This window comes from Rhizobium sp. WW22 (assembly GCF_047041135.1).
In the GTDB taxonomy this organism is placed as follows: Bacteria; Pseudomonadota; Alphaproteobacteria; order Rhizobiales; family Rhizobiaceae; genus Rhizobium.
In genome coordinates, this window is record NZ_CP178198.1 from 2,676,303 (window position 1) to 2,700,263 (window position 23,961).

At 56.2% G+C, this 23,961-nt stretch carries 20 protein-coding genes; 13 read left to right on the forward strand and 7 right to left on the reverse strand.

Features of this window, described 5'->3' with window-relative positions:
* Positions 1-96: 96 nt before the first annotated feature.
* The 5 genes from ACK83U_RS13250 to ACK83U_RS13270 are packed head-to-tail and all read left to right on the forward strand — an operon-like array spanning position 97 to position 6,024.
* The gene (locus ACK83U_RS13250) at positions 97-1,878 is read left to right on the forward strand and encodes an ATP-binding cassette domain-containing protein (protein WP_412474621.1); all 1,782 of its coding nucleotides are present in this window, start codon (positions 97-99) and stop codon (positions 1,876-1,878) included.
* Complete coding sequence (locus tag ACK83U_RS13255) at positions 1,856-3,214, forward strand: ATP-binding protein (protein WP_412474622.1); 1,359 nt, start codon at positions 1,856-1,858, stop codon at positions 3,212-3,214. The genes ACK83U_RS13250 and ACK83U_RS13255 overlap by 23 nt, the downstream gene beginning before the upstream one ends.
* Positions 3,214-4,341 (forward strand): hypothetical protein, encoded by a 1,128-nt coding sequence (locus ACK83U_RS13260; RefSeq protein ID WP_412474623.1) that lies wholly within the window; start codon positions 3,214-3,216, stop codon positions 4,339-4,341. Before ACK83U_RS13255 ends, ACK83U_RS13260 begins: the two co-directional genes overlap by 1 nt.
* A complete protein-coding gene (locus ACK83U_RS13265) occupies positions 4,328-4,876 on the forward strand; it encodes a phospholipase D family protein (protein WP_412474624.1) in 549 nt (182 codons plus the stop codon). Before ACK83U_RS13260 ends, ACK83U_RS13265 begins: the two co-directional genes overlap by 14 nt.
* A complete protein-coding gene (locus ACK83U_RS13270; protein WP_412474625.1) occupies positions 4,873-6,024 on the forward strand; it encodes a hypothetical protein in 1,152 nt (383 codons plus the stop codon). The genes ACK83U_RS13265 and ACK83U_RS13270 overlap by 4 nt, the downstream gene beginning before the upstream one ends.
* A gap of 744 nt (positions 6,025-6,768) precedes the next feature.
* Here ACK83U_RS13270 and ACK83U_RS13275 read toward each other — a convergent pair.
* From ACK83U_RS13275 to ACK83U_RS13285, 3 genes are all read right to left on the reverse strand, one after another.
* A complete protein-coding gene (locus ACK83U_RS13275; RefSeq protein WP_412474626.1) occupies positions 6,769-7,206 on the reverse strand; it encodes a hypothetical protein in 438 nt (145 codons plus the stop codon).
* Positions 7,207-7,659: 453 nt separating this feature from the next.
* Positions 7,660-8,340 carry a hypothetical protein gene (locus ACK83U_RS13280; RefSeq protein ID WP_412474627.1) on the reverse strand — a complete coding sequence of 227 codons (681 nt, stop codon included), beginning with the start codon at positions 8,338-8,340 and terminating at the stop codon, positions 7,660-7,662.
* A gap of 556 nt (positions 8,341-8,896) precedes the next feature.
* Positions 8,897-9,499: a recombinase family protein gene (locus ACK83U_RS13285; protein WP_412474628.1), complete on the reverse strand. Its 603-nt coding sequence runs from the start codon at positions 9,497-9,499 to the stop codon at positions 8,897-8,899.
* Positions 9,500-10,171: 672 nt separating this feature from the next.
* Here ACK83U_RS13285 and ACK83U_RS13290 point away from each other — a divergent pair.
* From ACK83U_RS13290 to ACK83U_RS13305, 4 genes are all read left to right on the forward strand, one after another.
* A complete protein-coding gene (locus ACK83U_RS13290; protein ID WP_412474629.1) occupies positions 10,172-10,579 on the forward strand; it encodes a hypothetical protein in 408 nt (135 codons plus the stop codon).
* A gap of 635 nt (positions 10,580-11,214) precedes the next feature.
* Positions 11,215-11,727 (forward strand): hypothetical protein, encoded by a 513-nt coding sequence (locus ACK83U_RS13295; protein ID WP_112602973.1) that lies wholly within the window; start codon positions 11,215-11,217, stop codon positions 11,725-11,727.
* 324 nt (positions 11,728-12,051) lie between these two features.
* Positions 12,052-12,786 (forward strand): tetratricopeptide repeat protein, encoded by a 735-nt coding sequence (locus ACK83U_RS13300; protein ID WP_112602975.1) that lies wholly within the window; start codon positions 12,052-12,054, stop codon positions 12,784-12,786.
* A 272-nt stretch (positions 12,787-13,058) separates the two neighbouring features.
* Entirely contained in the window at positions 13,059-14,123 is a 1,065-nt protein-coding gene (locus ACK83U_RS13305; protein ID WP_112602977.1) for a D-alanine--D-alanine ligase family protein, read from the forward strand.
* Between the two features lie 36 nt (positions 14,124-14,159).
* Here the strand turns inward: ACK83U_RS13305 and ACK83U_RS13310 are convergent, their stop codons facing one another.
* Positions 14,160-14,507, reverse strand: coding sequence for a CAP-Gly domain protein (locus tag ACK83U_RS13310; RefSeq protein WP_112410135.1), 348 nt, complete (start codon positions 14,505-14,507; stop codon positions 14,160-14,162).
* Between the two features lie 442 nt (positions 14,508-14,949).
* Here ACK83U_RS13310 and ACK83U_RS13315 point away from each other — a divergent pair, with 442 nt between their 5' ends.
* The 4 genes from ACK83U_RS13315 to ACK83U_RS13330 all read left to right on the forward strand — a co-directional run bounded on the left by ACK83U_RS13315 (position 14,950) and on the right by ACK83U_RS13330 (position 18,700).
* A complete protein-coding gene (locus ACK83U_RS13315; protein WP_112602979.1) occupies positions 14,950-16,134 on the forward strand; it encodes a four-carbon acid sugar kinase family protein in 1,185 nt (394 codons plus the stop codon).
* Entirely contained in the window at positions 16,131-17,144 is a 1,014-nt protein-coding gene (gene pdxA / locus ACK83U_RS13320; protein WP_112602981.1) for a 4-hydroxythreonine-4-phosphate dehydrogenase PdxA, read from the forward strand. Before ACK83U_RS13315 ends, pdxA begins: the two co-directional genes overlap by 4 nt.
* Before the next feature lie 109 nt (positions 17,145-17,253).
* The gene (locus tag ACK83U_RS13325; protein ID WP_112602983.1) at positions 17,254-17,727 is read left to right on the forward strand and encodes a VOC family protein; all 474 of its coding nucleotides are present in this window, start codon (positions 17,254-17,256) and stop codon (positions 17,725-17,727) included.
* A gap of 229 nt (positions 17,728-17,956) precedes the next feature.
* The gene (locus ACK83U_RS13330; protein WP_112602985.1) at positions 17,957-18,700 is read left to right on the forward strand and encodes a metallophosphoesterase family protein; all 744 of its coding nucleotides are present in this window, start codon (positions 17,957-17,959) and stop codon (positions 18,698-18,700) included.
* Positions 18,701-18,756: 56 nt separating this feature from the next.
* Here the strand turns inward: ACK83U_RS13330 and ACK83U_RS13335 are convergent, their stop codons facing one another.
* Genes ACK83U_RS13335 through ACK83U_RS13345 form a run of 3 tightly spaced genes read right to left on the reverse strand, consistent with a single transcriptional unit; the run spans position 18,757 to position 23,754 of the window.
* The gene (locus ACK83U_RS13335; protein ID WP_112602987.1) at positions 18,757-21,915 is read right to left on the reverse strand and encodes an efflux RND transporter permease subunit; all 3,159 of its coding nucleotides are present in this window, start codon (positions 21,913-21,915) and stop codon (positions 18,757-18,759) included.
* A gap of 23 nt (positions 21,916-21,938) precedes the next feature.
* The gene (locus ACK83U_RS13340; RefSeq protein WP_112602989.1) at positions 21,939-23,087 is read right to left on the reverse strand and encodes an efflux RND transporter periplasmic adaptor subunit; all 1,149 of its coding nucleotides are present in this window, start codon (positions 23,085-23,087) and stop codon (positions 21,939-21,941) included.
* A gap of 58 nt (positions 23,088-23,145) precedes the next feature.
* Positions 23,146-23,754: a TetR family transcriptional regulator gene (locus ACK83U_RS13345; RefSeq protein WP_112602991.1), complete on the reverse strand. Its 609-nt coding sequence runs from the start codon at positions 23,752-23,754 to the stop codon at positions 23,146-23,148.
* Positions 23,755-23,961: the final 207 nt, after the last annotated feature.

Below are 23,961 nucleotides of genomic sequence, written 5' to 3' on the forward strand. Positions count from 1 at the left end.
ATCTTGGGAGCGTTTCTACGGTTACTTGAGGATTTGATCATTTCGTACAGCGTCGACCACAATCAGGCTTCTCCGGGCATCCGAATTGTCAGTCGGATGATAAAGGATGATAAGTCTATTTTGAAGCTCGCCGACGGCCAGCGCCTGACGATGCGGCGGTTCTTTCCAGCAGGCACCGAGGACTATATAGTCGTCGATGGCGACTCTACTCTAGTTTGGGTAAAAAACGAAAATCGGTTCTTGGAGATTGGCAAGGCGTGGTCATGTCAATTTCAGCTAGAGATGCCAAACGCGCGAACCACTATCACCTTCAAAGAGATAGAGACGGCAGAGGAATTGGCTCTGTATGATGAACTGCGGAAATTTCACTACCGAGGCGGCGGCGGCATTGGCCGGACCGTTCCTTTGATTGGCACGTCTGATCAATGGGATTTGCCATCAGTGCTCGGTTTTATCGAAATCTCTTCCAGCATGATCGCAAACACTGCCCGAAAGCGCTTCTTCGACTTTCCTTATGGCGAACCCGGCGGGCCGCATTGGAAGTCATGGGATCGCGCAGCGACTAAGAAGTTTTCCAACATCATATGCAGGATCTCTCGATTCGTCATTCATCCCGAAATCAGGGGCCTCGGGATAGCAAAACACTTCACCGCAGCGGCTCGGGAATACGCCGCCTCCCGTTGGCATTTCGGAGGCTATCGCCCTCGATTTCTTGAAATCACAGCCGACATGTTGCGGTACTACAAATTCGTGGACCCGTCATTTGCTCTAATGGGCGAAACTGAAGGCAACGAACACCGCCTCGCAAAAGATATGACGTATCTGATCCGCAAATCGCGATCAGATCTCGGTACCAAAGGTATGCCACAGGGCGGCGGCGGCATCATGACGTTACAACGCGCTTATGCGAAAACATTGTTGAAGTATCTGGAGGCCAAGAACCAATCACTGCATGACGTTATCAGCACACTTCGACATGACGCGGCCGTACTGGACCAAGACATGTGGGAAGCGCTCCACCGTCTGAATCGTAGGCCCAAACCTTCTTTCGTGTCGGGTTTAACCCCCTGCGCAACGGCTTATATTGATATTCGACGCAAATTCCTCCACGGCTTACCCGCCCCTAAATTGGCAATTGGTCGTACTAGGCAGTGGAAATTTGAGGGGGTAGAGGTCAGAGCCATTGCTAAGATGGCACAAACCTCAGACGCAAGGCTTCTCCAAGATGCGTTCGGTTTCGTCGGGTCGGACTTAAAATCAACCGTCGTGCAAAAGCTCGACCTGCAGTTAACCTCAGGAGAAGTCACCTTAGTTTGTGGAGCAAGCGGTTCGGGGAAATCTCTATTACTCAATGCTCTATCGTCACTTCTTCAGGGGCACGCAGTGGATTTGTATGATACTGACTCTGCCAGCCTACTAATATCAGGTGAGGTAGATCACAGGGCTAAGGTCGGAGAGCTACCAGCTCTTCCAGAAGGGAGCGTTCCTATCGCGTTACGAGGTCGAGCAAGCCTCGAAGATTTCATCCGACTTGCCGCAAAATGTGGTCTCGCAGAACCGCAGATGTTTGTCAGACCAGTTGAAAGCCTGAGTTCAGGGCAACAATATCGTCTTCAAATTGCCCTAGCATTCTTAAACAACCCAGAAGTTCTTCTCATTGACAATTTCTGCGAGCCTTTGGATAGATATACAGCCATCGCCGTCTCCAAAGGCGTTCGTCAGTTGGCGAAAGAATTAAACGTTGCAGTAGTGGTAGCAACTGCCACCTACGACCGAATTCTTCCGCTTGGTGATGTTAATCAGACAATTTTGCTTCGCCGTGGGGACAAGCCCGTGACAAATTTCAAGGCAAGAGATGAAGTACACAAAGGTCTTTAACTCAACTCGATTTCAGACTCGTTCACCTAATGGCTTTTCTGTTGAACCCCGCGACAAGCAGCTTTTTGTGGGGATTCGTAGCGAGGACCGTCGGCGAACGGCTATGATCGGGAAGGTGCTTGAACAAGGGAAGTCAAGCAACTTGCTGGACCACAATGTTTTTTGTGACGTAAGCTTCCCCCACGTTGTGGGTATTTTCGGAAGCCGCGGAAGCGGGAAAAGTTTTGATTTGGGGGTCTTCCTCGAAGGGATTTTTCTTAATGAAGAACTTACTCGGAATGCTGATACGCGAGATGCAGCCATAGTATTCGACGTTCAGGATCAATTTTGGACCCTGAGGTATGAGCCAAAAGCGGATATTGACGCTGATCAGGGGCAGATGTCCGAGCTTCGGCGCTGGGGTCTGGTACCTGCCGCCGTCTCGGGCGTTCGGGTTTTCGTTCCTGCAGGGAGTGACACTCAGGTTCCCCATGCGGAACAATTCTCGTTGGCCCCGGGTCAACTAAACCTTGGAGACTGGTTGGCGATTCTAGATTTGGAACGGTTTAGCGCCATGGGCCAAGCCCTGCTAACCCTACTAGGGATTGATGGCCCCAAACCCCCAGCGGAACTTGCAGTACGCTGCATTCCGAACGGACCCCTATCATCATTCCAACAGGCAACTTTAGACGCTCTAAGATGGCGCTTAGAAAGTTTGGCTAATACATCTGTAATCGCTTCCCAAGGTGTATCTGTGGACGAGCTGCTCATTCCCGGACGACTTTCGGTGATTCTGATGCGGAATCTGCCCGAAGCAGTTCGAGGCCTAGTAGTCGGTGTCATATCTCGTCTTGTCGCCGACAGAATGGGGCGAATCCAACAAGCTCGCAAAGTCGCCATGAGAACATCGCAGGTTCAAGTGGATCGCGACGGTGAATTGACTAATAGGCTCTGGCTTGTTCTGGATGAAGCACACGTCCTTGTTCCGTCAGACGGCTATACAGCAGCAACCGAGCCGTTGATCGACTACGTGAAGCGAGGGAGAGATGCCGGCCTATCCCTAGTCTTTGCGACACAACAACCTTCAGCGGTTAACTCGAAGCTCATGAGCCAAGTCGATTTAACAATTACTCACATGCTTGGATTTGACGCGGACCTCACGGCCGCGACTGCGCGGATGCCCACGCGAACCACGGTTGACTATGATGTCGACAATCAAAAAGCCGCCTCGCTAACGGATGTAATTCGCAGTTTGGGGCCGGGCGAAGCGATCATCGCCGACGGCTCCAGCAGCCGAGCATTCGTTGCGAAGATACGTCCCCGTGTGAGCGCCCACGGCGGAGCAACGCCGAAGTGATGTTTCTCGGGGGACGGGCCGATGCAGAGAAGGAACTTGCGCACGCCCTGTCGCGGCAGATTGGTTACACAAGCGGCGCATACGACCTAGCGAGAATATTCTCGGTATTGGACGTCTTCAGCGACAATCCGTCTGCTTACAAGGAGGAAGTGATTGCACACCTTCGCGCCAACGACAACGAGGAGTCATCCGAAGCATATCTTGCTGAAATCACCAATTTTGCCCAGTCAATGCGGCTGATTGAAACTGTTTCTTCCAGGGATGCACGCCTTCAGCGTCTCGCGCCAACTGAATATGGTCGATCCCTTCTCGGGGCGCGGCATCTCGGTAACGATAAGTTCTTTACCTACTTCGCCACCAAAGTCGTTCTCTTAGCTGATGCCGATTATTTAACGCCCATCCTCCTATATGACGGCCCTCAAGATAGCGCTGATCTGCACTCGTCTTTCATATCCTTTCAAGAGGATTTGCGCGAGCGGCGGATGCGGTGGCTGGCGGAGGCAATCCCGGAAAAAGTATTACTTGATCGGATCGTTCGGCAGATTACGTGGCTGAAGCTTGGCAAAGGTATTGGCGCTGCCCACAAAATAGAAATCCCAAGTCGCAACACTGCAAGGCATCATGCAACTCCAAGACAGGGGTGGCTTTATTATCTTGGGATGCGTGACGAAAACAAGAAAGTTACTGATTTTGGCAGAGCTGTAATAAAGGCGCTAGTGCCGTGCTCACCTTACTTTTGGCTTGGCCCTCTCGAGGGCGTTGAAGAGACTCTCCAGTTAGCTCCCGCAGTGCGCAAGGGCGGCCCCTTCGAAGATACGTTCAACCTCTCTGGCGGTAACCCGATAGCCTCTGAAGAGGAGATAGAATCGATACTCGATGACATCGCAGAGATTATGATCAGAGGCTTCCCTTACGCAAAGCTTGTCCATGCGAGTCAAGCGTCCTTGAAGCTTCCGATTGAGTATATCCATTACAGATCTTATCGAGATAAACGCCTCTACCCGTGGGAAACAGTAATACAAAGACTATTTTCCGTTAAGAGAGGTCTGATAGAACGTTTTTCAGCACATAGGGGGCAAGTCGGCTTTTACCGACTTAAAGCTGAGTTTAACGATGGCAACAAGTAAGTTTGGACGGATTACCTTTCAGAATCTTTATCACACTCGCGAGTTCAAGAATCGATTTATATCTTCGATGAGCCCCGCGATTTCTCATGCTGTCATCTGCTCGCCCTTTTTTGACAAGCTGCCCTCGCCTTTTGGCGACGTTGCCGGTTTTTGCCGGTTTCTCAATGTCAGAGGAACAAAGAGCATTCACATCATTACCCGGCCGCCGGGAACTGATGCCCAAGCAATGACAAAAGAAATGGCAAAACTTCTGGCCGCTCAGGGAGTTGAGATATTTATCCGAGCTAAACCTTATCTTCACGCAAAGATGTATCACTTCGAATATGAGGTCGGATTCTTTCGGACTTTCGTCGGTTCGGCGAACTTCACACTGGGTGGCTTTGAGCGGAATCATGAGTTGGTAACGGAAATGGAGGGTGTCGGTGATGCGAGCCCTTGTCATGTTGAAATCGCGCGGATGGCTCAGACCGGCGCACTCAGCTACAACGCTTGGGTGGCAAGGGGACAACCAGAAGGGGATAAGGAACACAAATGAAGCTTGAAGAATTCGATCTCACCCAAGACCCATTTCCTATCGTCCCTGATGGGCCGGTGCACAATTGGGCCGGCCATGAAGATTTGAGGCTTGACCTTATCGACTTGATAAAAGGAATACGTGCTCGCGACATCGGGATTAGTGAATTCGTCGTTTTGCACGGCGAATACGGCGCAGGAAAGAGTCATGCTTTACGATATCTGAAAACTCAGATTGTGGAAGACAAGGCTGAATATAATTCGCTTGCCCTTTATCTCGAACGTCCACGTGTAGCAAACAAACTCAACTTTTTAGAACTCTACAAATACATCATAAAGATAATCGGTCGCGAGCAGATCAAGAGCTATTGCGGTCAGATGAAAGCCCACCTCGACGAAATAACTATCGATTTAGCCACAAAGGCCGGAATGGCCGACCTGAAGAACAAATCGTCGTTCTTTGATCAAGCAGTGAGTAATCTACCGCTCGATGATCGGCCCATGATCAAAATGCTGGTCAATGGCGCTGAGGAGGGATCAAACATATTTGAAGTTCTCTCAGGCGTCGATAAAAGCGACGAGGACGGATACGAGGGAAAGATAGACTCCGACTTTATAGCGGCAAAGGTCTTGTCCGATTTCTTCCGGGTTTTAACCTCAGAATTGCGACCAAATATCCGTATTTTGGAATCTATCTATCTGTTTATAGATGAATGCGAAGTGTTAGCGGAAGCGAAGGCATCCGAAAGTGAACTCGTTTTCACCGGTCTCCGGGAGCTGATCAATGGACTTCCGTATCGGTTTGGCCTGATCATGAGCTTTTCAGCAGCGACGGCTCTTATTGAAGCCATCATGCCACAGCATCTTCTTCGACGTATGACCAGACCGTATATCGAAGTGCCAATGCTGGCCGATGGTGACGCAGTTTCGTTCTTAAGGACTCAGTTGAATTTCTTCCGAACGGAAAACAGCGAATACAATGGGCAGTTTTATCCATTTTCGAATGAGGCCATCGCCTTTATCATCGAGAATACCACCACGCTTACGCCCAGAAACTTGTTCATAGACTGTAAACGAGTGCTGGAGAGGGCTATTCGACGGTTCGATCTCGCTCCTGGACAAACTATATCCCGTGAAACGGCAGAGTCAGTCCTTCGAGGATATCGTTGAACGTCTGGGTGCCGAGGTTGACGGTCGCTCCGCTTGTTGTCGATGCTCTACTTTATGATTGGGTAAAGACGAGGCTTCAACGTTAACTACGGGAGAGCCGCTTAGTAGCCTTCGTCCCCTTTGCGACCAGTAGGATAGCGGCCCCTCAGTGCCCGGGCCGCCCGATTGAATGTCACTGATGATTTTGCAAGTTGAGTTGCTCTGAACCAAATAGCGTGTCGTTTCGAACAGCGTTGTAAATGCAGCCATTCCAGATAGGACGAAACTATCCATCTCGCTTTCTTTCTCCGATATTTTCTATAACGGGGTGTTGTCTGAAGGCGGAATTGCCATCGAATTGGATGGAACGCTGGTTGGTTGAAGTCACACTCTAAGGTTGGCCTCAGTGGCTCCAGCGTCGATGCTCAGATATTCACCGCGTGAGGGACCACCCCGATCAGAACGGGCGAAGCCCTTCACCTATGAACAGACCAAGGGCGCAGAGAAGCTATGTTACGGTGGATGTAAGCGTTGCCTCTACATCCTTGGTCGATGTTTGAAGGATTGGTCTCTAGGGCCGGGGGCCTTCTCCACGTCGGTCATCGTTACGATGGCGTTACGGGGTTGTTGAGGTCTGCCCGGTGGGGTTGGTCTCAGTCCCGTTCCGGGTTATCCATCGTTAGGATGGTGTCCGGTTCGATGTTCCGGAGGTGTTCAGGCCACCTGTGTCCACTATGGTGTATATGGCGGAAGGACGGTTCGATGTTACCTTTTGCCCATAAGCCGCAGGTTTCGGTGCACGGTCATCTTCGAAAACCCTGTCAACCGGACAATGTCCACCTGCCGCAGCGTGGGATCGTCGGCGAGCAACTGGCCGATAACCTCGACTGCCTTAGGTTCCTTCTTCGGTGGTTCCCTCGGCGTCGCAATCATGGCAAGCATCTCGTTGACGTAGGCTCGCCCTGTCGGAGTAACCCAATCCAGGTCGTAGCCCTTACCAGCCGTCACCCGGCGACCGTAGCGCATCTTCACGGCCCATTCGGACAGCCTAAGACGGCTTGAATACTCTGGCTTTGCCTGCCTCGGATCGGAGACCATTGACACCATCTTGACCTCCGTCTCCCCATGGAGGATGCCAAGGTCTACAAGGACGGCGCGGGCTTTCCGTGGTCCCATCCCAAGCTGCTTGGCCAGTTGGCCCATCGTCAGGTCTCCGCCCCGGTACGAGACGGGACCCGGTACGACGGTAACTTCGCCCGTTGCCGCGTTGACGACCTCTGTCCCTAGTCGCACACGCCAGTCGTGATCGGAACTACATGACTCGTGCCAAGTATCCCTGAGCAAGGTGTTGGCAGGTGCATCATCGTTACTGCGGGCAATTTCGAGATGTCTGACAATCAGTGCCCGATCGCTTCCCGCATGCGTGATCTCAGTGGCGATCACTATGCAGCGCCTCCACCGCGTTTTGTAGGGCTTGGGAGCTTGCCATAAGTGCTTGGGCCGCTTCCTGCAACCGTCGTGCAGCGCGTTCCTCCCTCCGCTCTTCTTTGTCGAGTGCGGCTCGTATTGCCTTGTCGATCCTGTTTGCTTGCTTCCGCCGCACCACCGCCGCAGCTTTACGCATTAGGGCATACTCGTCGCGTGTCCGGTGGACCTTCATGCTGCACCTCCGGTCTGCTCTGGTCCAAGGATGGCATCGCGCTCGGCTCTGGCTTTCTGTCGTGCAACTTCCAAGGCTCGCGCCTTGCGACGGGCGATCTCTACGCCGTAGCCGGTAAGCTTGGTATCCTCGATGATCGACCAAAGTGCCCTTATGGTTCTTGGTGGTATTTCCCGGTAGACCGTGCGGGCGAGGCCCGTTGCCGACCATTTGTAGGCGGCCTCTCGTGGGTTGAGGCGCAGCAACATCCGCACAGTCTGGAAGCGGAAGCCTTCATCGTATTTCCAACGGCGCTGGTCGTCTTCGTACCAGAAGCCCATGGCCATCAAGAGCCTGCATACGGTACGGCTATTGGTCTCTTTGGATAGCGAAAGGATTGATCTAGATGCCTGGAGTTCATGCACGTTGACCGGAACCCCTCGGTCTGAACCGTCGACGCACGCCTGAGCCTTGGCTACCGTTCGGCTCCAAATATCGTTCATGATGTCATCAGCGTTGGCGGCTGACACAGTAGTCAGGTATATGTCGATCTCCTTGAGGTATGGTTTGAGGTCCGATTTCTTCACGCCGGCCTGATGAGGATGACCATGGCGGGCTTTGGTTCTCTTATGGCGCTCGCATAGGGAGCTGAAGCCATTGGTCTGCGTGGTGCAGCCATAGGCCTTGCAGATTGTCATTTGTGTTGATGATCTCGTTTGGGAAATAGGTCGTGGCAGAGAGAGGTGTCTTCTCGCTCTGTTCATGCAGCATACTGCATGGCCGAAACCGTACCTGGACCCTGAGGCACGGGGGCAGGACTTAGTTGAGCAGTCTCGATGATCTATGAGGTCATGTCTTGCAACTGTGGTCGTCCGTCGGTGCATCCCAGGGGGCTCGGGTCACTTCCCTGCCAATCCCTCACCGCTCGGTTCAACGTTCCGGCCACCTGCCGCTCGCCTTGCCATTGCTTACGATCATTCGACCGTACCCGATTTAGTGTTTTGTTTCCGCTCTACGGAGCCATTACCGGCCCCTGCGCCAGGGTTTTATCCCCAGACCATCAGGCAAGGACATATATGTCTCGCGGGAACATCCTGGTCAAGTAAAAAATATAAATAAAACATGTAGTTAGTAGATACGCAAGACGCTAAATCTTGTCCGGCGCCGAACGAAATCAAGAGCTTCAAAGATGCCCGCGATAATAATTTTTCCCAATTTGGGAGAATTTAAAATGAGCCGGGAGCCATCTCAGGCCTACTTCAATCCCCTCGCGATCACCCTCGACACCTGAGTTGCCGTCCACGTTCCGCCTCGCGACGTCTTCACGCCACTTGCGTCGAGTGCAGACGCGATCTGCGTTAGGGTCGCCCCGCCGTCCCGCATGGGGCCAATGGTTCCCATGAGCTTCCGCGCCTCCGCTGCTGCCTTGTTTTGAACGGCCTCATTGCGTTTCATCGTCTTGTCGCGCAGACCACCTAGCCGACTGCCTCGTTTCCTGGCGACTGCCAATGCCGCCTTGGTACGAGCCGAGATGAAATCCCGTTCCATCTCCGCCATCACTGCATACATGTGCAACATCGCCTTGTCCGCTCTTGGTAGGTTTGCGACGGCAAACTTTACCCGCCTGTCTTCCATCAACGTGGCAATGCGAGCGACCTTGCGACTCAATCTATCAAGCTTCGCCACGAGGAGCGTCGCACCCGTCTTCCGGCATTGATCGAGCGCTTTCTGGAGTTCTGGGCGATCGTCATTGGCGCCACTTTCGATGTCCTGAAAGCACCCGATGACCTCGTAGGGTACATCGCTGTAGTTCTGGAGATAGACGTCTATGTCGAGGTTCTGCGCCTCTAGACCCAAGCCGCTCTCACCTTGCCGCGCCGTAGAAACTCGTGTGTATCGAACGTACTTCACCCTTGTCACTCTGCCCCCTTGTGCCCGCAAAGAGAGGTCTACATCAGAAATTATCTAACATCAACGTTCGTTGTGCATGTAAAAATTAGCAATTTCAGTAAATTGATTTGCCAGCAGACTTCGTAACGAAGCATCGGTCGCCTACTCGGATCGACCTCGTTCGATAGGCGGCGACGGGGCCACGGGGTGATGCCGCGCGGCTAACCTTCATGATGCCACCTAGAATTTCTGCGATGAAAACAAACGCGCCCTTAAGCACCCTACACTTCGGACCCATGTGACTCCGAGTGGGTTTCACGCCGTATTCGGCAAGTGCTGTCAGAATAAGATTGAAATGGGTACCCGCGAGTTGCGGTCGGAGAGGAGCCAATGTCGTGAAGTCGAGGGGTTCGTTTCTCATGGCAAAGGTGTTTCGATACCATCGACGGAGACATATGTGGGGCGCCGACAACCTTGAGCAAACTAATGCATATCCGAGGTATACAATTTGAGACCGTCGCGCAAATTTCCTGCATATCGTGACGATCCGGCCTGGAGACAATTTTAACGACACTATTTATCGGACGTTATAGGAATGCGTGCAAAAAACGCGTCATTGAAAATACATTTGAGGGTTCAATGCTTTACGTCTTTTACGCATTTCTTTGCATCGCACTATCTCTACTCACCTGTTACGCTGCTCAAAGGGTATTGAGAGGGACAGAGACCGCCAAAATCACCGAAGACACTAATCCCAAGAAATCATTTTGGTCGGATGCGGCAGCGGATTTCATCTTCGCTGTCTTGCTAGCTGTTCTTATGGCCAAGTATACATCGATCTGGCCAGCTAATTCCCTCTTTGCGACGCCCGCCCTCTCCGCCTATGCAGGCGTGCTAATAGGTGTCGGAATACTGTGGGTCATTGAAAAGACATTGCCGTCGGACCTCATCTTTTCCAGAATGCTCGCACGAAAAACTGCATATCGCGTCACAATCCTGGTAACTACGCTTTTTGCGATTTTGGCGTTGACCGCCATGTCAGTCTGACGATTGCACTTGATACCCGCTAGACCAAGCTCTGATTGTGTTGTCCTAAATAACGAACGGCAGAACTTGGAGAACGCGATGTACGCCGCTCGCGCCCCCTTGGATAAGCGAACCCGGGGGGGGGCACGGGGGGAGTCCGCGCGAAGCATTCTAAATGATGCCGCCTCGAACTTTACTGCCGAATACATTTCGACCTTTCCATTGGCTAGGCCGACATTGCGTCGGCGAGACTATGGTCAAACCGCGGTTGCAACTGCTACAGCACTCTGCTACATCTGGCGCAACGCAGACGAACATAAATCATTGATTTTCATGAAATTAATGGCTGGCTTGAGGAAATTCAAATCTCTCTAGCAGCACCAGTTTCTCCAAGATTTTTCAAACAGTTATCTTTTACATTCCCAGACATAGCCGCTCCTAACCTTATCCAAACGCACAGAACATAGCGTGAATTGCGCAGCATATCCGCGCAGAATCCGCGCACAATGTTCGCGGAAAGTTCTGGAGTGCGAGCTAGAGGGTTTGTGGACAGTTGCAAAACGCTCAAATAAATTCGCCTTATCGTTTTAGAAGGCGGCAAGCAAATGCGTAATATATGGAGAAGGTTCCGATCCGCTGCAAAGGATGTTGATCGAGTGGCTTTTGCGGCCCTTATCGTCTCATGCGCCGCACTTTATATGTCGGCAAGGCAAACCGCCGGAATGACCGAAGCCCTCACGTCCTCAGACAAAAATCACTTAGTTGAACAGGCCATGGAGAGCACTTTTGCTATCTGCGAGCAATTTAGCGCGTTAGCAGACCAAGCGGCTTCCAAACAGGGCGCCTCGATCCCTGCCGATTTTGATCGTCTATTTTCAAAGGCCAAGCAGAATTGGAGATATGCTGCGTTCTGGCTCAGGGAAGATCAGGCGCGGCAGGCCATGATATACCTCTTGGAAATTACCGACATGAAGTTGGATTCTGGCTTTGACGCCGCGTATTCAAAATACCTGGCGGCAAAAAGCGAATACGGCCCGCAAGATCGAACTGAGGTATATCGTAAATACAGCGCCTCGTGTCAGAAGAGCGCGGTCGCTATATTTGCTGCCGTCATGGACAATCCACGAATCGGGCGCGCCATTGGTGAGCTGCTTCCTATATCCAATTAAACCGTTCATCCTATTGAGAGAGCATCAGCTTGGGAAACTCGACTTATTGTCTTTAGCACAAAGGCTTAGCTGTAAAATTCGCCCATCCCCATTCAAAAAGCTGTTTGAGATCAATGGGGCTGTAAAACACGACACTCGGAACGATTTGATATTTCGTCAGGTTAATTGGCAAACGGCGTCTTAGAACCAGCCCTTTATTTTGACGCAGCCCAGGAGATCGTCATCTTCCCTTCCGCGAACGAAGGAGAAAATGATAATCTGATGTGTGAACAGGCTGCAGTCCGCGCGGCAGAATAAATTCCTTCTAAGTCCGGGAGCTTTGCAATGTTTCAGGTTGCCTCACCCATTTTGCACCGCACTCTTCGCTGCGCGCTCCTGCCGTTGCTATTGCTGTTCTGGATTCCTGACGTAGCTTTCGCCGGACAGAATTCGGCAAACATCGAAGCCGAGCTAGAGAAGAGGCTCTGTGACAACGGAATTAAAACAGAATGTGTAGAGCTTGGGCTTATGTACGCGAGGGGCAACGGGGTACCACAGAACTACGCCATCGCCGCACGGCTTTTTCAAAGAGCCTGTGATAGCGGAGAGATGACAGGTTGCGGAGGACTTGGGATCATGTACGCGGATGGTAAGGGCGTGCTGCAAGATTACGGTACGGCGGTATCGCTATACACAAAGGCGTGTAATGGCGGAGAGATGCAAAGTTGCTTCAACCTTGGAGTATTCTCCGAGAACGGCAGAGGCATGCCACAGGACTACGCCACTGCTGCGCGGTTTTACAAACTGGCTTGCGATGGTAAAGCGATGCGAGGTTGCAACAATCTTGGGCAGATGTATTACACCGGAAGAGGTATACTACAAAATTATGCCGTCGCCGCACAGCTCTACAAACAGGCATGTGACGGTGGAAGCATGGCGGGCTGTAACAATCTTGGTGCAATATACGAACTTGGGCAAGGCATGCCGCAGGATTCTACCATTGCCACGCGGCTTTACAAACAGGCATGTGGTGGCGGAATGATGCAAGGTTGCGACAACTTAAAGCGGATCTACGAATAATTTCAACTGATGGGCAGCTAGCAGCTCTCGAGTTCGAGGACGGCTATGACGCCTTCGAAATGTTCAGACAAACAGTCTACTGGTGGCGTGAACAATTGATATCCATCGAAAGCGCAGTTTCATAGGCTTTTCCTTGATGCCCAATGGTACCAACACTTAGATGTAACAATCGGCCAATCACACGAGCGAAGCCACCCACCCCAATTCCGCTACAATCCCCCGCTTAAACCCTTCTCCCATCACATCCTTCTTGCCCGGGAGAGCAACCCTCGATGTCGAAACTACGCGTCGCCGTTCTGTTTGGCGGTCAGTCCAGCGAGCATGAGGTTTCCGTCATGTCGGCCCGCAATGTCGTCAAGGCTATCGATGGCGGGCGATATGAGATTGTGCCGATCCTGATCGATCGCGGCGGGCGCTGGCTGCTGGTGGAGGAAAAGGGCGGCGTGTTGCCGGAGCCGCTTGCCTATGAAGGCACGGAAGTTTGCCTCGCTCCCGGCGGCAAGGGGCGGCTGCTGGCGCTGGAAGGGTCTGGCGCTCGCGCGCTGCCTGCGGTCGATGTGCTGTTTCCGGTGCTGCATGGGCTGAACGGCGAGGATGGCTCCATTCAGGGCCTTGCCCAGATCGTCGGCCTGCCTCTCGTCGGCTGCGGCATTCTCGGCTCGGCGAACGCGATCGACAAGGATATGGCAAAGCGCCTGCTGCGCGAGGCCGGCCTGCCGGTGGCGCTCTCCCTAACGCTGACGCGCGGCGACAAGCCTGATTTCGATGAGATCGTGAGCACGCTCGGCTCGCCCGTCTTCGTCAAGCCCACCCGCCAGGGCTCGTCGGTCGGCGTCAGCAAGGTGCAGGATACAGCGGCGTTCGAGAGAGCGCTTGCCGAAGCCTTCCGGCATGACCGCAAGGTGCTGGTGGAAGAATTCGTGCGCGCCCGCGAGATCGAATGCGCGGTGCTGGAAGAGCCTGACAGTACGCTCTTCGTCTCCGTGCCGGGCGAAATCGCCACGGCGGCGACCCACGGCTTCTATTCCTACGAGGCGAAATATCTCGATCAGAACGGCGCCGTCGTCACCGCGCCGGCGGATATTCCGGCTGGCACGGCGGAGGCGATGAAGCGTATGGCGGCGGATGGTTTTCGCGCGCTCGGATGCGAAGGGCTGGCGCGCGTCGATTTCTTTTTGCGGCCGGACGGCAGCGCTGTCATCAACGAGATCAACACCATGCCCGGCTTCACCAATATCAGCATGTATCCCAAGGCCATGGACGCCTCGGGCATTTCCTATCCGGAGCTTATCAGCCGGCTGATCGAGCACGGGCTTGCGCGGGCGCGGCAGGGGTAATGCAAAGGGGCGGCTGGCTTTAATGCCGCCCGCCCGTCAGACCTTTTCTTTCTTCTTGGTCTTGACCTTCGGCTCGGCGGGCGCATCCGGCGTCGGCGCGAGCAGCTTTCTGAGCGAGGCGATCTTGTCCTCCACCAGCGGGCGGAAGCGGCTGGCGCGATAGGGCATGTCGGCGGCGCCATAGCCCTCCGGCCCGTCATCATTGCCGCGATGGATCTCTTCCAGCTTCACGCCGATGAAGGTGCCATCGACATAATGCGTGTACTCGCCGACCCAGCGGATGGTGTAGATCGTCCCCTTGCGGATCAGCTGATCGATGCTGACATGCTTGAACTTGTCATCGATGCAGACGACCTTCTGGCCCACATGGAAATCGTAACTCACCCTGCCCTCCTTGAAGCGACTGAAGCGATCTGCCGCGCCGTTCACTTACAAGCATATCCGCATATGCGCCAGTGGGTAAACGTGGGCAGACGTCGCAGTCGCGATCGATGTATCGGCGGGGGAATTGCATATGGACAGAAGAGCCCCTCATCCGTCCTCTCACAGTCTCGCTTCGCTCGATTGTTCGAGTCCACCTTCTCCCCGCACGCGGGGCGAAGGGGTTTGACTGGATCGCCCCCTCTCCCGTCAAAACGGGGAGAGGGCTGGGGTGAGGGGCATTTTTATATTTCATATCCAGCGGCCCGACATGACTCGGTGACAAAGCAATCCGTTGACATCCTTCATGGAAGGCTGAAGATTGCGCTTCATCCGAGCCGCCGCAAGGCCTCACGTCCATTTCCATATCCGATACCCGCAAGGCCCGCCGAAGGCTTTTCCGCCAATGCCCACTCTCCGCCTCATTGCCGATGATTTGACCGGCGCGCTCGATACCGCCGTCGAATTCGTCGGTGTCTACGGGCCGATCGCGGTCGAGCGCAGCGATGCGCTTTCCACGAAGCTGCCGGATTGCCTGGCGATCGACAGCGGCACCCGAGAGAAAACGGCCGCCGAAGCAGAGGCGATCGTCGGCGGCATTGCGCCGTTGCTGCAAGGCGCCGATCTCGCCTTCAAGAAGGTGGACAGCCTGTTTCGCGGCCCTTGGGCGGCGGAATTGGCCGCCTGTTTCCGGCTCGGCCACTGGCGGCATTGCATCCTCGCGCCGGCCTTTCCGCATCACGGGCGGCATACACGCGGCGGCCGGCAGGTGCTTTATGCCGGCAAGGACGCCTGGCGCGACATCAGCGGCGATCTCGTCGCGCATCTGCGAGCCGAGGGATTGCCGGCCTTCAACGCGACGCCCGATAGCCTCGAAAACCAGTCCATTCCGGATGGCATCCATGTTTTCGATGCGCAAACAGATGACGATCTCGATGCCGTCATCGCATGGGTGTCGTCGCAGCTGGAAGGGCCAGTCCTCTGGAGCGGCACCGGCGGGCTGGCCCGAGCGCTGGCACGCAATATCGAGTTGGCAACGCATCATCTGCCTCGCGCCCAGAAAAGCGCGGGTGAACGACGCTCCGCGCCATCGGTCCCTATCTCGCGCAAGCTGCAAAGGCCGGTGCTCGGCCTCTTCGGCTCGGACCAGCCGATCACGCTCGCGCAGCTCCAGGCCTGCGGTCCTAACTGGCTGAGGCTTGCGGAAGGCGCGGATGCCGACGCCATCGATCATCAAATCCGGCAAAGCGGCGTCGCCATGGTCAGTCTCGACCTGCCGACGGGGCTTGAACGCGACGATGCGGCCACGCGTATCGCGGCGACTTTCGGCGGCATGGTTAGGGCATTGCCGGCCCCGGGCACGCTGATCGTCGCCGGCGGCGAGACCTTGCGCAATCTCTGCTCGGCGCTTGCCGTGACCGCCCTCAGCATCACCGGCCAGGCCGCACCCGGCCTCCCCCGCTCGACGATCGTTGGCGGTCCGTGGCAAGGCACCACGGTCATCTCCAAGTCTGGTGCCTTCGGCGGCCCGACCCTGTGGCGCGACCTCTTGAATGAAAACGGGCTGATTGCTGGAGGAGAAGAACCATGACGCGGCATCTGGCGATCACCATGGGTGACCCCGCCGGCATTGGCCCGGAAATCATCGTCAAGGCTGCGATGCGGCTGAAGGGTCGGCTTGAGCAGGGTAAGTTGAAACTTACAATTATCGGCAGCGGACCTGCCCTGCGGCTCGCTGAAAAGCAGCTTGGCCTCGATATCGAGATTCCCGAGACTGAGATGGAGGGCGACTGGCCGAACCTCTGCTTCATCCAGGCTGATGCCGAGGGAGAACCGATCCTGCCGGGCCGGCTTTCCGCCGATGGTGGACGCATGGCGTTCAAGGCGATCGAAAAGGGCGTCCAGCTGGCGCTATCGGGCAAAGTCGGCGGCATCGTCACGGCGCCGCTCAACAAGGAAGCCCTCAACAAGGCCGGCTTCCATTATGCCGGCCATACCGAGCTGTTGGCGGAACTGACCGGCGCGCGCGGTTCTGTCATGATGCTCGCCCATGGCAATATGCGCGTCAGCCACGTCACGACCCATGTCGCGCTGGAGGATGTGCCGAAACGCCTGACGCCCGAACGGCTGCGGCTCGTCCTCGACCTCACGCACAAGGCACTCAAAAACCTCGGCATCGCCACCCCGAAGATTGCGGTAGCAGCGCTTAATCCGCATGCCGGCGAAGGCGGCCTCTTCGGCCGGCAGGATATCGACATCTCCGCGCCGACCATCGCCAAGGCGGTATCCGATGGGCTCGATATCGTCGGTCCCGTTCCCGGTGATACCGTCTTCGTCAAGCTCCGCGCGGGCCAGTATGACGCCGTTATTGCCATGTATCACGACCAAGGGCATATCCCGGTCAAGCTGCTGGGTTTCGAGATCGATCCCGCGACGGGTAAATGGATGGATCTTTCCGGCGTCAACATCACGCTCGGCCTGCCGATCGTGCGCACCTCGGTCGATCACGGCACCGCCTTCGATATCGCCGGCAAGGGCATCGCCAACGAGCGAAGCCTGATCGAGGCGATCGAATTCGCTGAAAGGTTGGCAGCCGGCTGACATTTTGGTTTCGGCTCGACCGAGGTCGCCGAAAAATTTTCAAAAGCTTTGTCGGCCCTGCCGCTTCTCCTTCGTCCTAAGGGCATCCAATCGGAGAGAGGAGTACCAAATGTCCAAGATTGCCCCATGCCTGTGGTTTGCGCGAGAAGCGGAGGAAGCAGCGAACTTCTATGTCTCGCTCTTCCCCAATTCCCGGATCGATCATGTGCAGAAGAACATTGTCGACACGCCCGCCGGCAAACCCGACGAGGTTCTGGTCGTCAACTTCACGCTTGCCGGCCAGCGCTTCATGGCACTGAACGGCGGCGACCGCATCGAATACAATCATGCGATCTCGCTGGAGGTGGATTGCGCCGACCAGGCTGAGGTCGACCGCCTTTGGGACGGTCTTGTTGATGGCGGCAGGCCGGTGGAATGCGGTTGGGTGACGGATCGCTACGGTGTCTACTGGCAGGTCGTTCCGACGGTGCTCAGCAAGTATATCGCCGATCCGGATCCGACCAAGGCGGCCCGCGTCATGCGAGCCCTTATGGGGATGGTCAAACTCGACATTGCCGGCCTCGAAGCCGCCTATCGCGGCTGAGCGGGGTACCCCTTCGAGAAGTTACACAAGGTGCGACCTCCCGAAGAGGATGCCGAATCTTTCTGCAATTTCAGCGGTTCAGACCAATGCCGGCGCCCGTAAGACTTGCGGCAACTCGATGCTTGGAATACCGTTCGTTATAGGCTCGTCAAAGGCGAGTTTCTCGACACCACTCAAGGGATTGGCTGCCGCGCCGTTTAGACACGACCGGCAGGAAACGGCTGATTTCATGCAGCAGCAAAGAGACCGCATCGATCTCACCGGACGCGACTATACCGCGATCTATGCGCTCAGCGACATCCACGGCTGCCATGACGAAATGGTGGAAGCGGAAAGACGCATCGTTGCGGATGCCCGCAATCATCCAGGCCGAAAACTGCTGATGTTTCTCGGCGATTATGTTGATCGCGGCCCACGTTCCAGCGATGTGCTCGCGCATCTCAGCGCGCCGCCGCCCGAGGGCTTCGACCGCTATGCGCTTTGCGGCAATCACGACGATGTCTTCCTGCGCTTTCTCGATGATCCCGAAACCAACAGCCACTGGCTCGAATTCGGCGCACTGCCGACACTCGCCTCTTATGGCGTCGATGCCAGACATCTTCTCTTCGACCTTGGCTATGACGTCCGGCAATTGCGCGACGTGATATTGAACGCCATGCCGCCGACGCATGTCGATCTGCTGCGTTCACTGGCTGTAGCCGTCAGTTTCGGCTCGACGCTCTTTGTCCATGCTGGCATCAAGCCCGGCATCCCCTTGAGCGATCAGACAGATGAGGATCTGATGTGGATCCGCGAACCCTTCCTGTCGGAAGGACCGCAGCTGCCGCTGCTGGTGGTCCACGGTCACACGCCGCATTCGCACCCCACTTTCGGCTTGGGCCGCATTGGCATCGACACCGCCGTTTCCATGGGCGGAAGCCTGACGATCCTCAAGGTCGCCGACGGCAGGCCGACAATCCTGCGGTCGATCTGAACGGTTCAAACAAATATCCCGGCTCGAAGCCGGGATATTTGTTTCTTTCAGGCGTCCTACTCCGCCGCCACCGCCGGCGGCAGCTGAACCGTATCGCCCTCTTCCTCGTCGGCCTGATCGCTGGCAACCGGCTCCGCCGACTTGCTCTTGGGATCGCGGCCGAAGAACAGGGCATAGCCGGCAGGCAGCACGAAGATCGTCAGCACGGTCGCAACCAGGATACCGCCCATCATGGCATAGGCGAGTGGCCCCCAGAAGACACCGCGCGAGATCGGGATCAGCGCCAGCACAGCCGTCAGCGCCGTCAGCATGATCGGCCGGAAACGACGCACGGCCGAGCCGATGATCGCTTCCTTCCGGTCCATGCCCGCCGCGATATCCTGGTCGATCTGGTCGACGAGAATGATCGAGTTGCGAATGATGATGCCGAGCAGCGCGATGACGCCGAGGATCGCGACGAAGCCGAAGGGCGCACCGCTGATCAGGAGGGCACCGGCCGCGCCGATGATGCCGAGCGGGCCGGTTGCCAGCACCAGCATCGCCTTGCCGAAGTGCTGCAGCTGCGCCATCAGGAGCACGACGATGATGACGAGCATGATCGGCGCCTTGGCGGCGATCGAAGCCTGGCTTTCAGCGCTGTCTTCAGCACCGCCCTGGATCTCGATCTTGTAGCCGGCCGGCAGGCTGTTCCTGAGATCGGCCATGTCGTTGTAGAGCTTGGCTGTCACATCGTTCGACTGCACATTGTCGGGCAGGGTTGCCCGTACGCTGATGGTCGGCAGGCGGTCACGGCGCCATTCTATGCCCTGCTCCATGACAGGCACGATCTTGGCGACCTGCGACAGCGGCACGAACCCGCCGCTATCGGTCGGAATATAGACCGAGTTCACCGAGGTCAGCAGATGGCGGCTCGCATCAGGCTCGCGGGCGACGATCCCGACGGTTTCCTCGCCCTCGCGATAATTGTCGAGGGTGAAGCCGGACATCGAGGCCTGCAGCATCTGGCGGATCCGCTGTGACGTGACGCCGAGAGCGCGGGCGCGGTCCTGATCGATCACCAGCTTCATGGCCGGCACCGGCTCCAGCCAGTCGTCATGGATGGCGCCGAGCAGCGGGTTTTGGGCAAAGCGCTGCTTCACCTCGTCGGCAATATGGCGAACCTCCTGCCGGTCGGGACCCATGACGCGCAGCTGTACGGGCCAGCCGGTGGGAGGACCGAGGAACAGCCGGTCTACCTTGCCGCGCACGGATGGGAAATCCGCCGCCAGGATACCGCGTAGCTTGGTGATCAGCCGCTCGCGAGCCGGCTCGTCCTTCGCCATGACCAGCATCTGGGCATAGTTCGGGTTCGTCAGCTGCTGGTCGAGCGGCAGGAAGAAGCGCGGCGCACCTTGGCCGACATAGGTGGCGATGAAGCGCTTGTCCGGATCATCGGCCATGCGTGCCTCGAGCGCCTGCGCCTGACGCTCGACTTCCTTGATGCTGGTGCCTTCAGGCAGCCACAAGTCCACAAGGATTTCCGGACGCGAGGACTGCGGGAAGAAGTTCTGCGGAATGAACTGGAAGGACCATAGGCTGCCGACGAAGGCGGCAAGCGTCAGAAGCAGAACAATAACGCGGTGGCGCACGGCCCAGGCAACCGAGGAGTGCAGACGCCGATAAAAGCGGGTGTCGAACACGTCATGGTGCTCGCCGGCATGATGGCGCTGCCTGAGGATCATGTAGCCGAGCCATGGCGTGAAATAGACCGCCACGAACCAGGAGACGACCAGTGCGATGCCGACGACATAGAAGAGCGAGCGGACATATTCGCCCGCCGTTGACGCTGCAAATCCCACCGGGATGAAGCCGGCGGTGGTAATCAGCGTGCCCGTCAGCATCGGGAAGGCAGTCGAGGAATAGGCGAAGCTGGCAGCATCGAGCTTCACCAGCCCCTCTTCCAGCTTGCGCTCCATGAGCTCGACCACGATCATGGCGTCGTCGACGAGCAGGCCGAGCGCGATGATGAGAGCGCCGAGCGAAATGCGCTGTAGGTCGATGCCCAACTCGTACATGATGGCGAAGGTTGCGGCCAGCACTAGCGGAATGGCGATGGCGATCACGAGGCCGGAACGCCAGCCGATCGACAGGAACGAGACGATCAACACAATGACGAGAGCTTCGCCGAGCGCATGCATGAATTCGCTGATGGCATCGGTGACGACGTCAGGCTGGTTGGCGATCTGATCGACCTGAACGCCGACCGGCAGCGAGGCTTCGAAGCGCTTATAGGTTTCCTCGACCGACGTACCGACATCGGTCACCTTGAAGCCTGGGGCCATGACGACCCCGAGCTGCACGCTTGGATGGCCGTTGTAGAGGAACTTGGCCGTATAGGGGTCTTGCAGCCCCGCGGTGACGGTGGCGATATCGCCGAGACGGGTCACCTGGCCGCCGGCGTTGAGCCGCAGGTTCTTGATATCCTCTATCTTGTTGACATCGCCCTCGACCGAGATGCGCACGGAGCGCGTGCTGGTATCGACATTACCGGCCGGATCGACGTTGTTCTGGCCGACAATGGCGTTCTTCAGGTCGTTGAGCGTCAGTCCGCGTTCGGCCAGAACCTTGGAGGAGACATCGATATAGATCTGTTCCGCCTGGTCGCCGATGATGGTGGCCTTCTCGACACCCGGTGTCGAAAGCAGCATGTCGCGCGCCTGGATGGCGAATTTCTTAAGCTCCGGATAGCTATAGCCGTCGCCGCTGATCGAATGCAGCGTGATGAAAGTATCGCCGAATTCATCGTTGAAATAGGGGCCGAGCAAGCCGGAGGGCAGCTCGTTGCCGATATCGCCGACCTTCTTGCGGATCTGGTAGAAGGCGTCCTTCACCTCGGCGGTGTTGGTGTCGCCCTTGATCTGGATGGTGGTGATGGCAAAGCCGGCGCGGGTATAGGATTTGACCCAATCGAGATGCGGCGTTTCCTGCAGCTTGCGCTCGATCTTGTTGACCACCTGGTCTTCCATGTCCTGCAGCGAGGCGCCGGGCCAGACGGTCTGCACGACCATGACGCGGAAGGTGAAATCCGGGTCTTCCTTCTGACCCATATGGGTCAGGCCGAGCGCGCCGGCGATGATGATGAGCCCGAACAGAAAACGAGCGATGCTTGGATGAGCGATCGCCCACCGCGACAGGTTGAAACGCTTCCTCTCACCGGAGGTGCTATTGATGGACATAATCTCGTCCCCCTCGATCCGGGTCAGCGTACGATATCCGCCGAGGCGGCGTTGGTTTCAGCGGAGGCCTGCTGGGCTGATGAAGCCGCAAGCTTGACCTTCATGTTCTCGGTCATGAATTGCGTGCCGGCGGCAACGACGACATCGCCGGCTTTCAGGCCATCGGCGACCCTTACGCCGTCATCGGCGAAATCGGCAACCTTGATCGCGCGGGAATGAACCGTGCCGGCGCTGCGATCGACCAGCCAGACGATCTGCTTTCCGTCCTTCTGCGCGAGAGCGCTGAGCGGAATGGAAACATAGGGCTGGGTATTGTCAGCAAGCGCCTCGATAGTCGCGGTCATGCCAAGCAGCACGCGCGGATCGTTCGGCACGCTCACGCGCACAGCGAAGGTGCGCGACTGATCGGCACTGCCGGACACTTCCCGCACCTTTCCATTGAGCACGAGGGCGGCGTCGGACCAGAAGCGCGCCTTGACGTCCTTGCCGACCTTGAATTGGGCGATGTCCATTTCCGGGACAGCGACTTGCACTTCCTTCTCGCCATCGACAGCAACGGTGATGACGGGTGTGCCGGAACTGACCACTTGGCCGACATCGGCATTGATTGCGGTCACGATACCGTTCATGTCGGAGGTCAGGTCGGCATAGGCGACCTGGTTCTTGGCTTCGCTAAGTGCCGACACCGCAGAATCCCGGGTCGAGACGGCCTGCTCATAGGAGAGCTCCGCCTGTTCGAGCTGCGACTTGGAGGTGACATTCTTGTTAAAGAGTGTCTGCGCACGCGTGCGGGCAAGCTCGGTCGTCTGCACCTGTTTCTCGGCCGCATCCAGATCGGCCTGTGAGCGGCGCACCGCGAGAATATAGTCGGTGGCGTCCATGCGGGCGATCACATCGCCGGGTTTTACCCTCTGGCCGATATCCACCTTGCGCTCGACGATCTTACCGTTGACGCGAAAGCCGAGATTCATGTCCGTTCGCGCGCGAACGACGCCGGAATAATCAAGCTTGCGCGTCGTGTCAGCTTGAGCGATTTCAACGACCTTGACCGGCCGGACCACCTCCGCCGTCTCCTCTTTCTTCTCATTGCAGCCCGTAAGCCCAAGCCCGAAAGCGGCAAAGAGAGCCGCACCGGCAATGGTCCGTAAAGTGTTGGTCGTCAGCGAAACCATGTCGCTCTCCTAAAGTCGAACAAAGAGTGAGAGCACGCCGGACATCCGGAGCGCACCGTTATTTCTTCAAAGCCCTAATGACAAATTCGATGATATCCTCGGGATCCGCCTGGTAGGGCTTGGCAAGGCATTGCGCCACCATCTGCGGATGACAGAGATCGACGGTGGTCGCAGCAAAGCATTTGGCGGCAAGATGCGGGTCCTGTTCGGCGAATTCGCCGGCAGCAATTCCCTCCGCGATGATCTCTGCGACCAACGCCTGCGTGCGCTCGATATGTTTTTCGATGACGTGCCAGTCGCGCTCGATGGCCACGATGACCATCTCGTGAACCTTCTGCTCATCGAGCATGGTCTCCAATATCATCTTGTACTGGGATAGCGCGTAGGTCCGCAGCCGCTCGGTCGCGCTGATTGGCTGATTGCGGATGGCGAGAGCCATCTGGTAGCTCTGGCCGAGCATACGCCCACAGATAGCCTGGTGGATTTCCGTCTTGGAACCGAAGAACCGATAGATATTCGCCGTCGACATGCCGAGATCGCGCGCAATATCGGCTACGTTCGTCTTGCCGTATCCGTAGTGGCGAAACAGCCTTTCAGCGGCATCGAGAATGCGCGTGATGTTTTCCTGACGGGCAGGATCGGCGTTGACATCGGAAAGCTCGAGCATGAAGGAAGCCTGATAGATTACGAGTGACGATTTTCAATTTTCGTCACTCGTAATCTATCAGAGTGCCGATGTCAAGAAGCCGCCCACAACCGTAGGCAGCTTCAGATGCTACTGAATAAACCGATGATGTGGCGAAGAACTTGAAACAACAGTTAAACGTTCAACAATGCTCCTTGCGGAACGGGCTAAAAGTGTCAGGCATTTTGC

Excerpts from the sequence above, each read along its gene's own strand:
- ACK83U_RS13250 (WP_412474621.1), top strand. The coding sequence starts at position 97 with ATGATAAAGGATGATAAGTCTATTTTGAAGCTCGCCGACGGCCAGCGC.
- ACK83U_RS13255 (WP_412474622.1), top strand. The coding sequence starts at position 1,856 with ATGAAGTACACAAAGGTCTTTAACTCAACTCGATTTCAGACTCGTTCA.
- ACK83U_RS13260 (WP_412474623.1), top strand. The coding sequence starts at position 3,214 with ATGTTTCTCGGGGGACGGGCCGATGCAGAGAAGGAACTTGCGCACGCC.
- ACK83U_RS13265 (WP_412474624.1), top strand. The coding sequence starts at position 4,328 with ATGGCAACAAGTAAGTTTGGACGGATTACCTTTCAGAATCTTTATCAC.
- ACK83U_RS13270 (WP_412474625.1), top strand. The coding sequence starts at position 4,873 with ATGAAGCTTGAAGAATTCGATCTCACCCAAGACCCATTTCCTATCGTC.
- ACK83U_RS13275 (WP_412474626.1), bottom strand. The coding sequence starts at position 7,206 with ATGGGCCAACTGGCCAAGCAGCTTGGGATGGGACCACGGAAAGCCCGC.
- ACK83U_RS13280 (WP_412474627.1), bottom strand. The coding sequence starts at position 8,340 with ATGACAATCTGCAAGGCCTATGGCTGCACCACGCAGACCAATGGCTTC.
- ACK83U_RS13290 (WP_412474629.1), top strand. The coding sequence starts at position 10,172 with ATGCTTTACGTCTTTTACGCATTTCTTTGCATCGCACTATCTCTACTC.
- ACK83U_RS13300 (WP_112602975.1), top strand. The coding sequence starts at position 12,052 with ATGTTTCAGGTTGCCTCACCCATTTTGCACCGCACTCTTCGCTGCGCG.
- ACK83U_RS13305 (WP_112602977.1), top strand. The coding sequence starts at position 13,059 with ATGTCGAAACTACGCGTCGCCGTTCTGTTTGGCGGTCAGTCCAGCGAG.
- ACK83U_RS13315 (WP_112602979.1), top strand. The coding sequence starts at position 14,950 with ATGCCCACTCTCCGCCTCATTGCCGATGATTTGACCGGCGCGCTCGAT.
- pdxA (WP_112602981.1), top strand. The coding sequence starts at position 16,131 with ATGACGCGGCATCTGGCGATCACCATGGGTGACCCCGCCGGCATTGGC.
- ACK83U_RS13325 (WP_112602983.1), top strand. The coding sequence starts at position 17,254 with ATGTCCAAGATTGCCCCATGCCTGTGGTTTGCGCGAGAAGCGGAGGAA.
- ACK83U_RS13330 (WP_112602985.1), top strand. The coding sequence starts at position 17,957 with ATGCAGCAGCAAAGAGACCGCATCGATCTCACCGGACGCGACTATACC.
- ACK83U_RS13335 (WP_112602987.1), bottom strand. The coding sequence starts at position 21,915 with ATGTCCATCAATAGCACCTCCGGTGAGAGGAAGCGTTTCAACCTGTCG.
- ACK83U_RS13340 (WP_112602989.1), bottom strand. The coding sequence starts at position 23,087 with ATGGTTTCGCTGACGACCAACACTTTACGGACCATTGCCGGTGCGGCT.
- ACK83U_RS13345 (WP_112602991.1), bottom strand. The coding sequence starts at position 23,754 with ATGCTCGAGCTTTCCGATGTCAACGCCGATCCTGCCCGTCAGGAAAAC.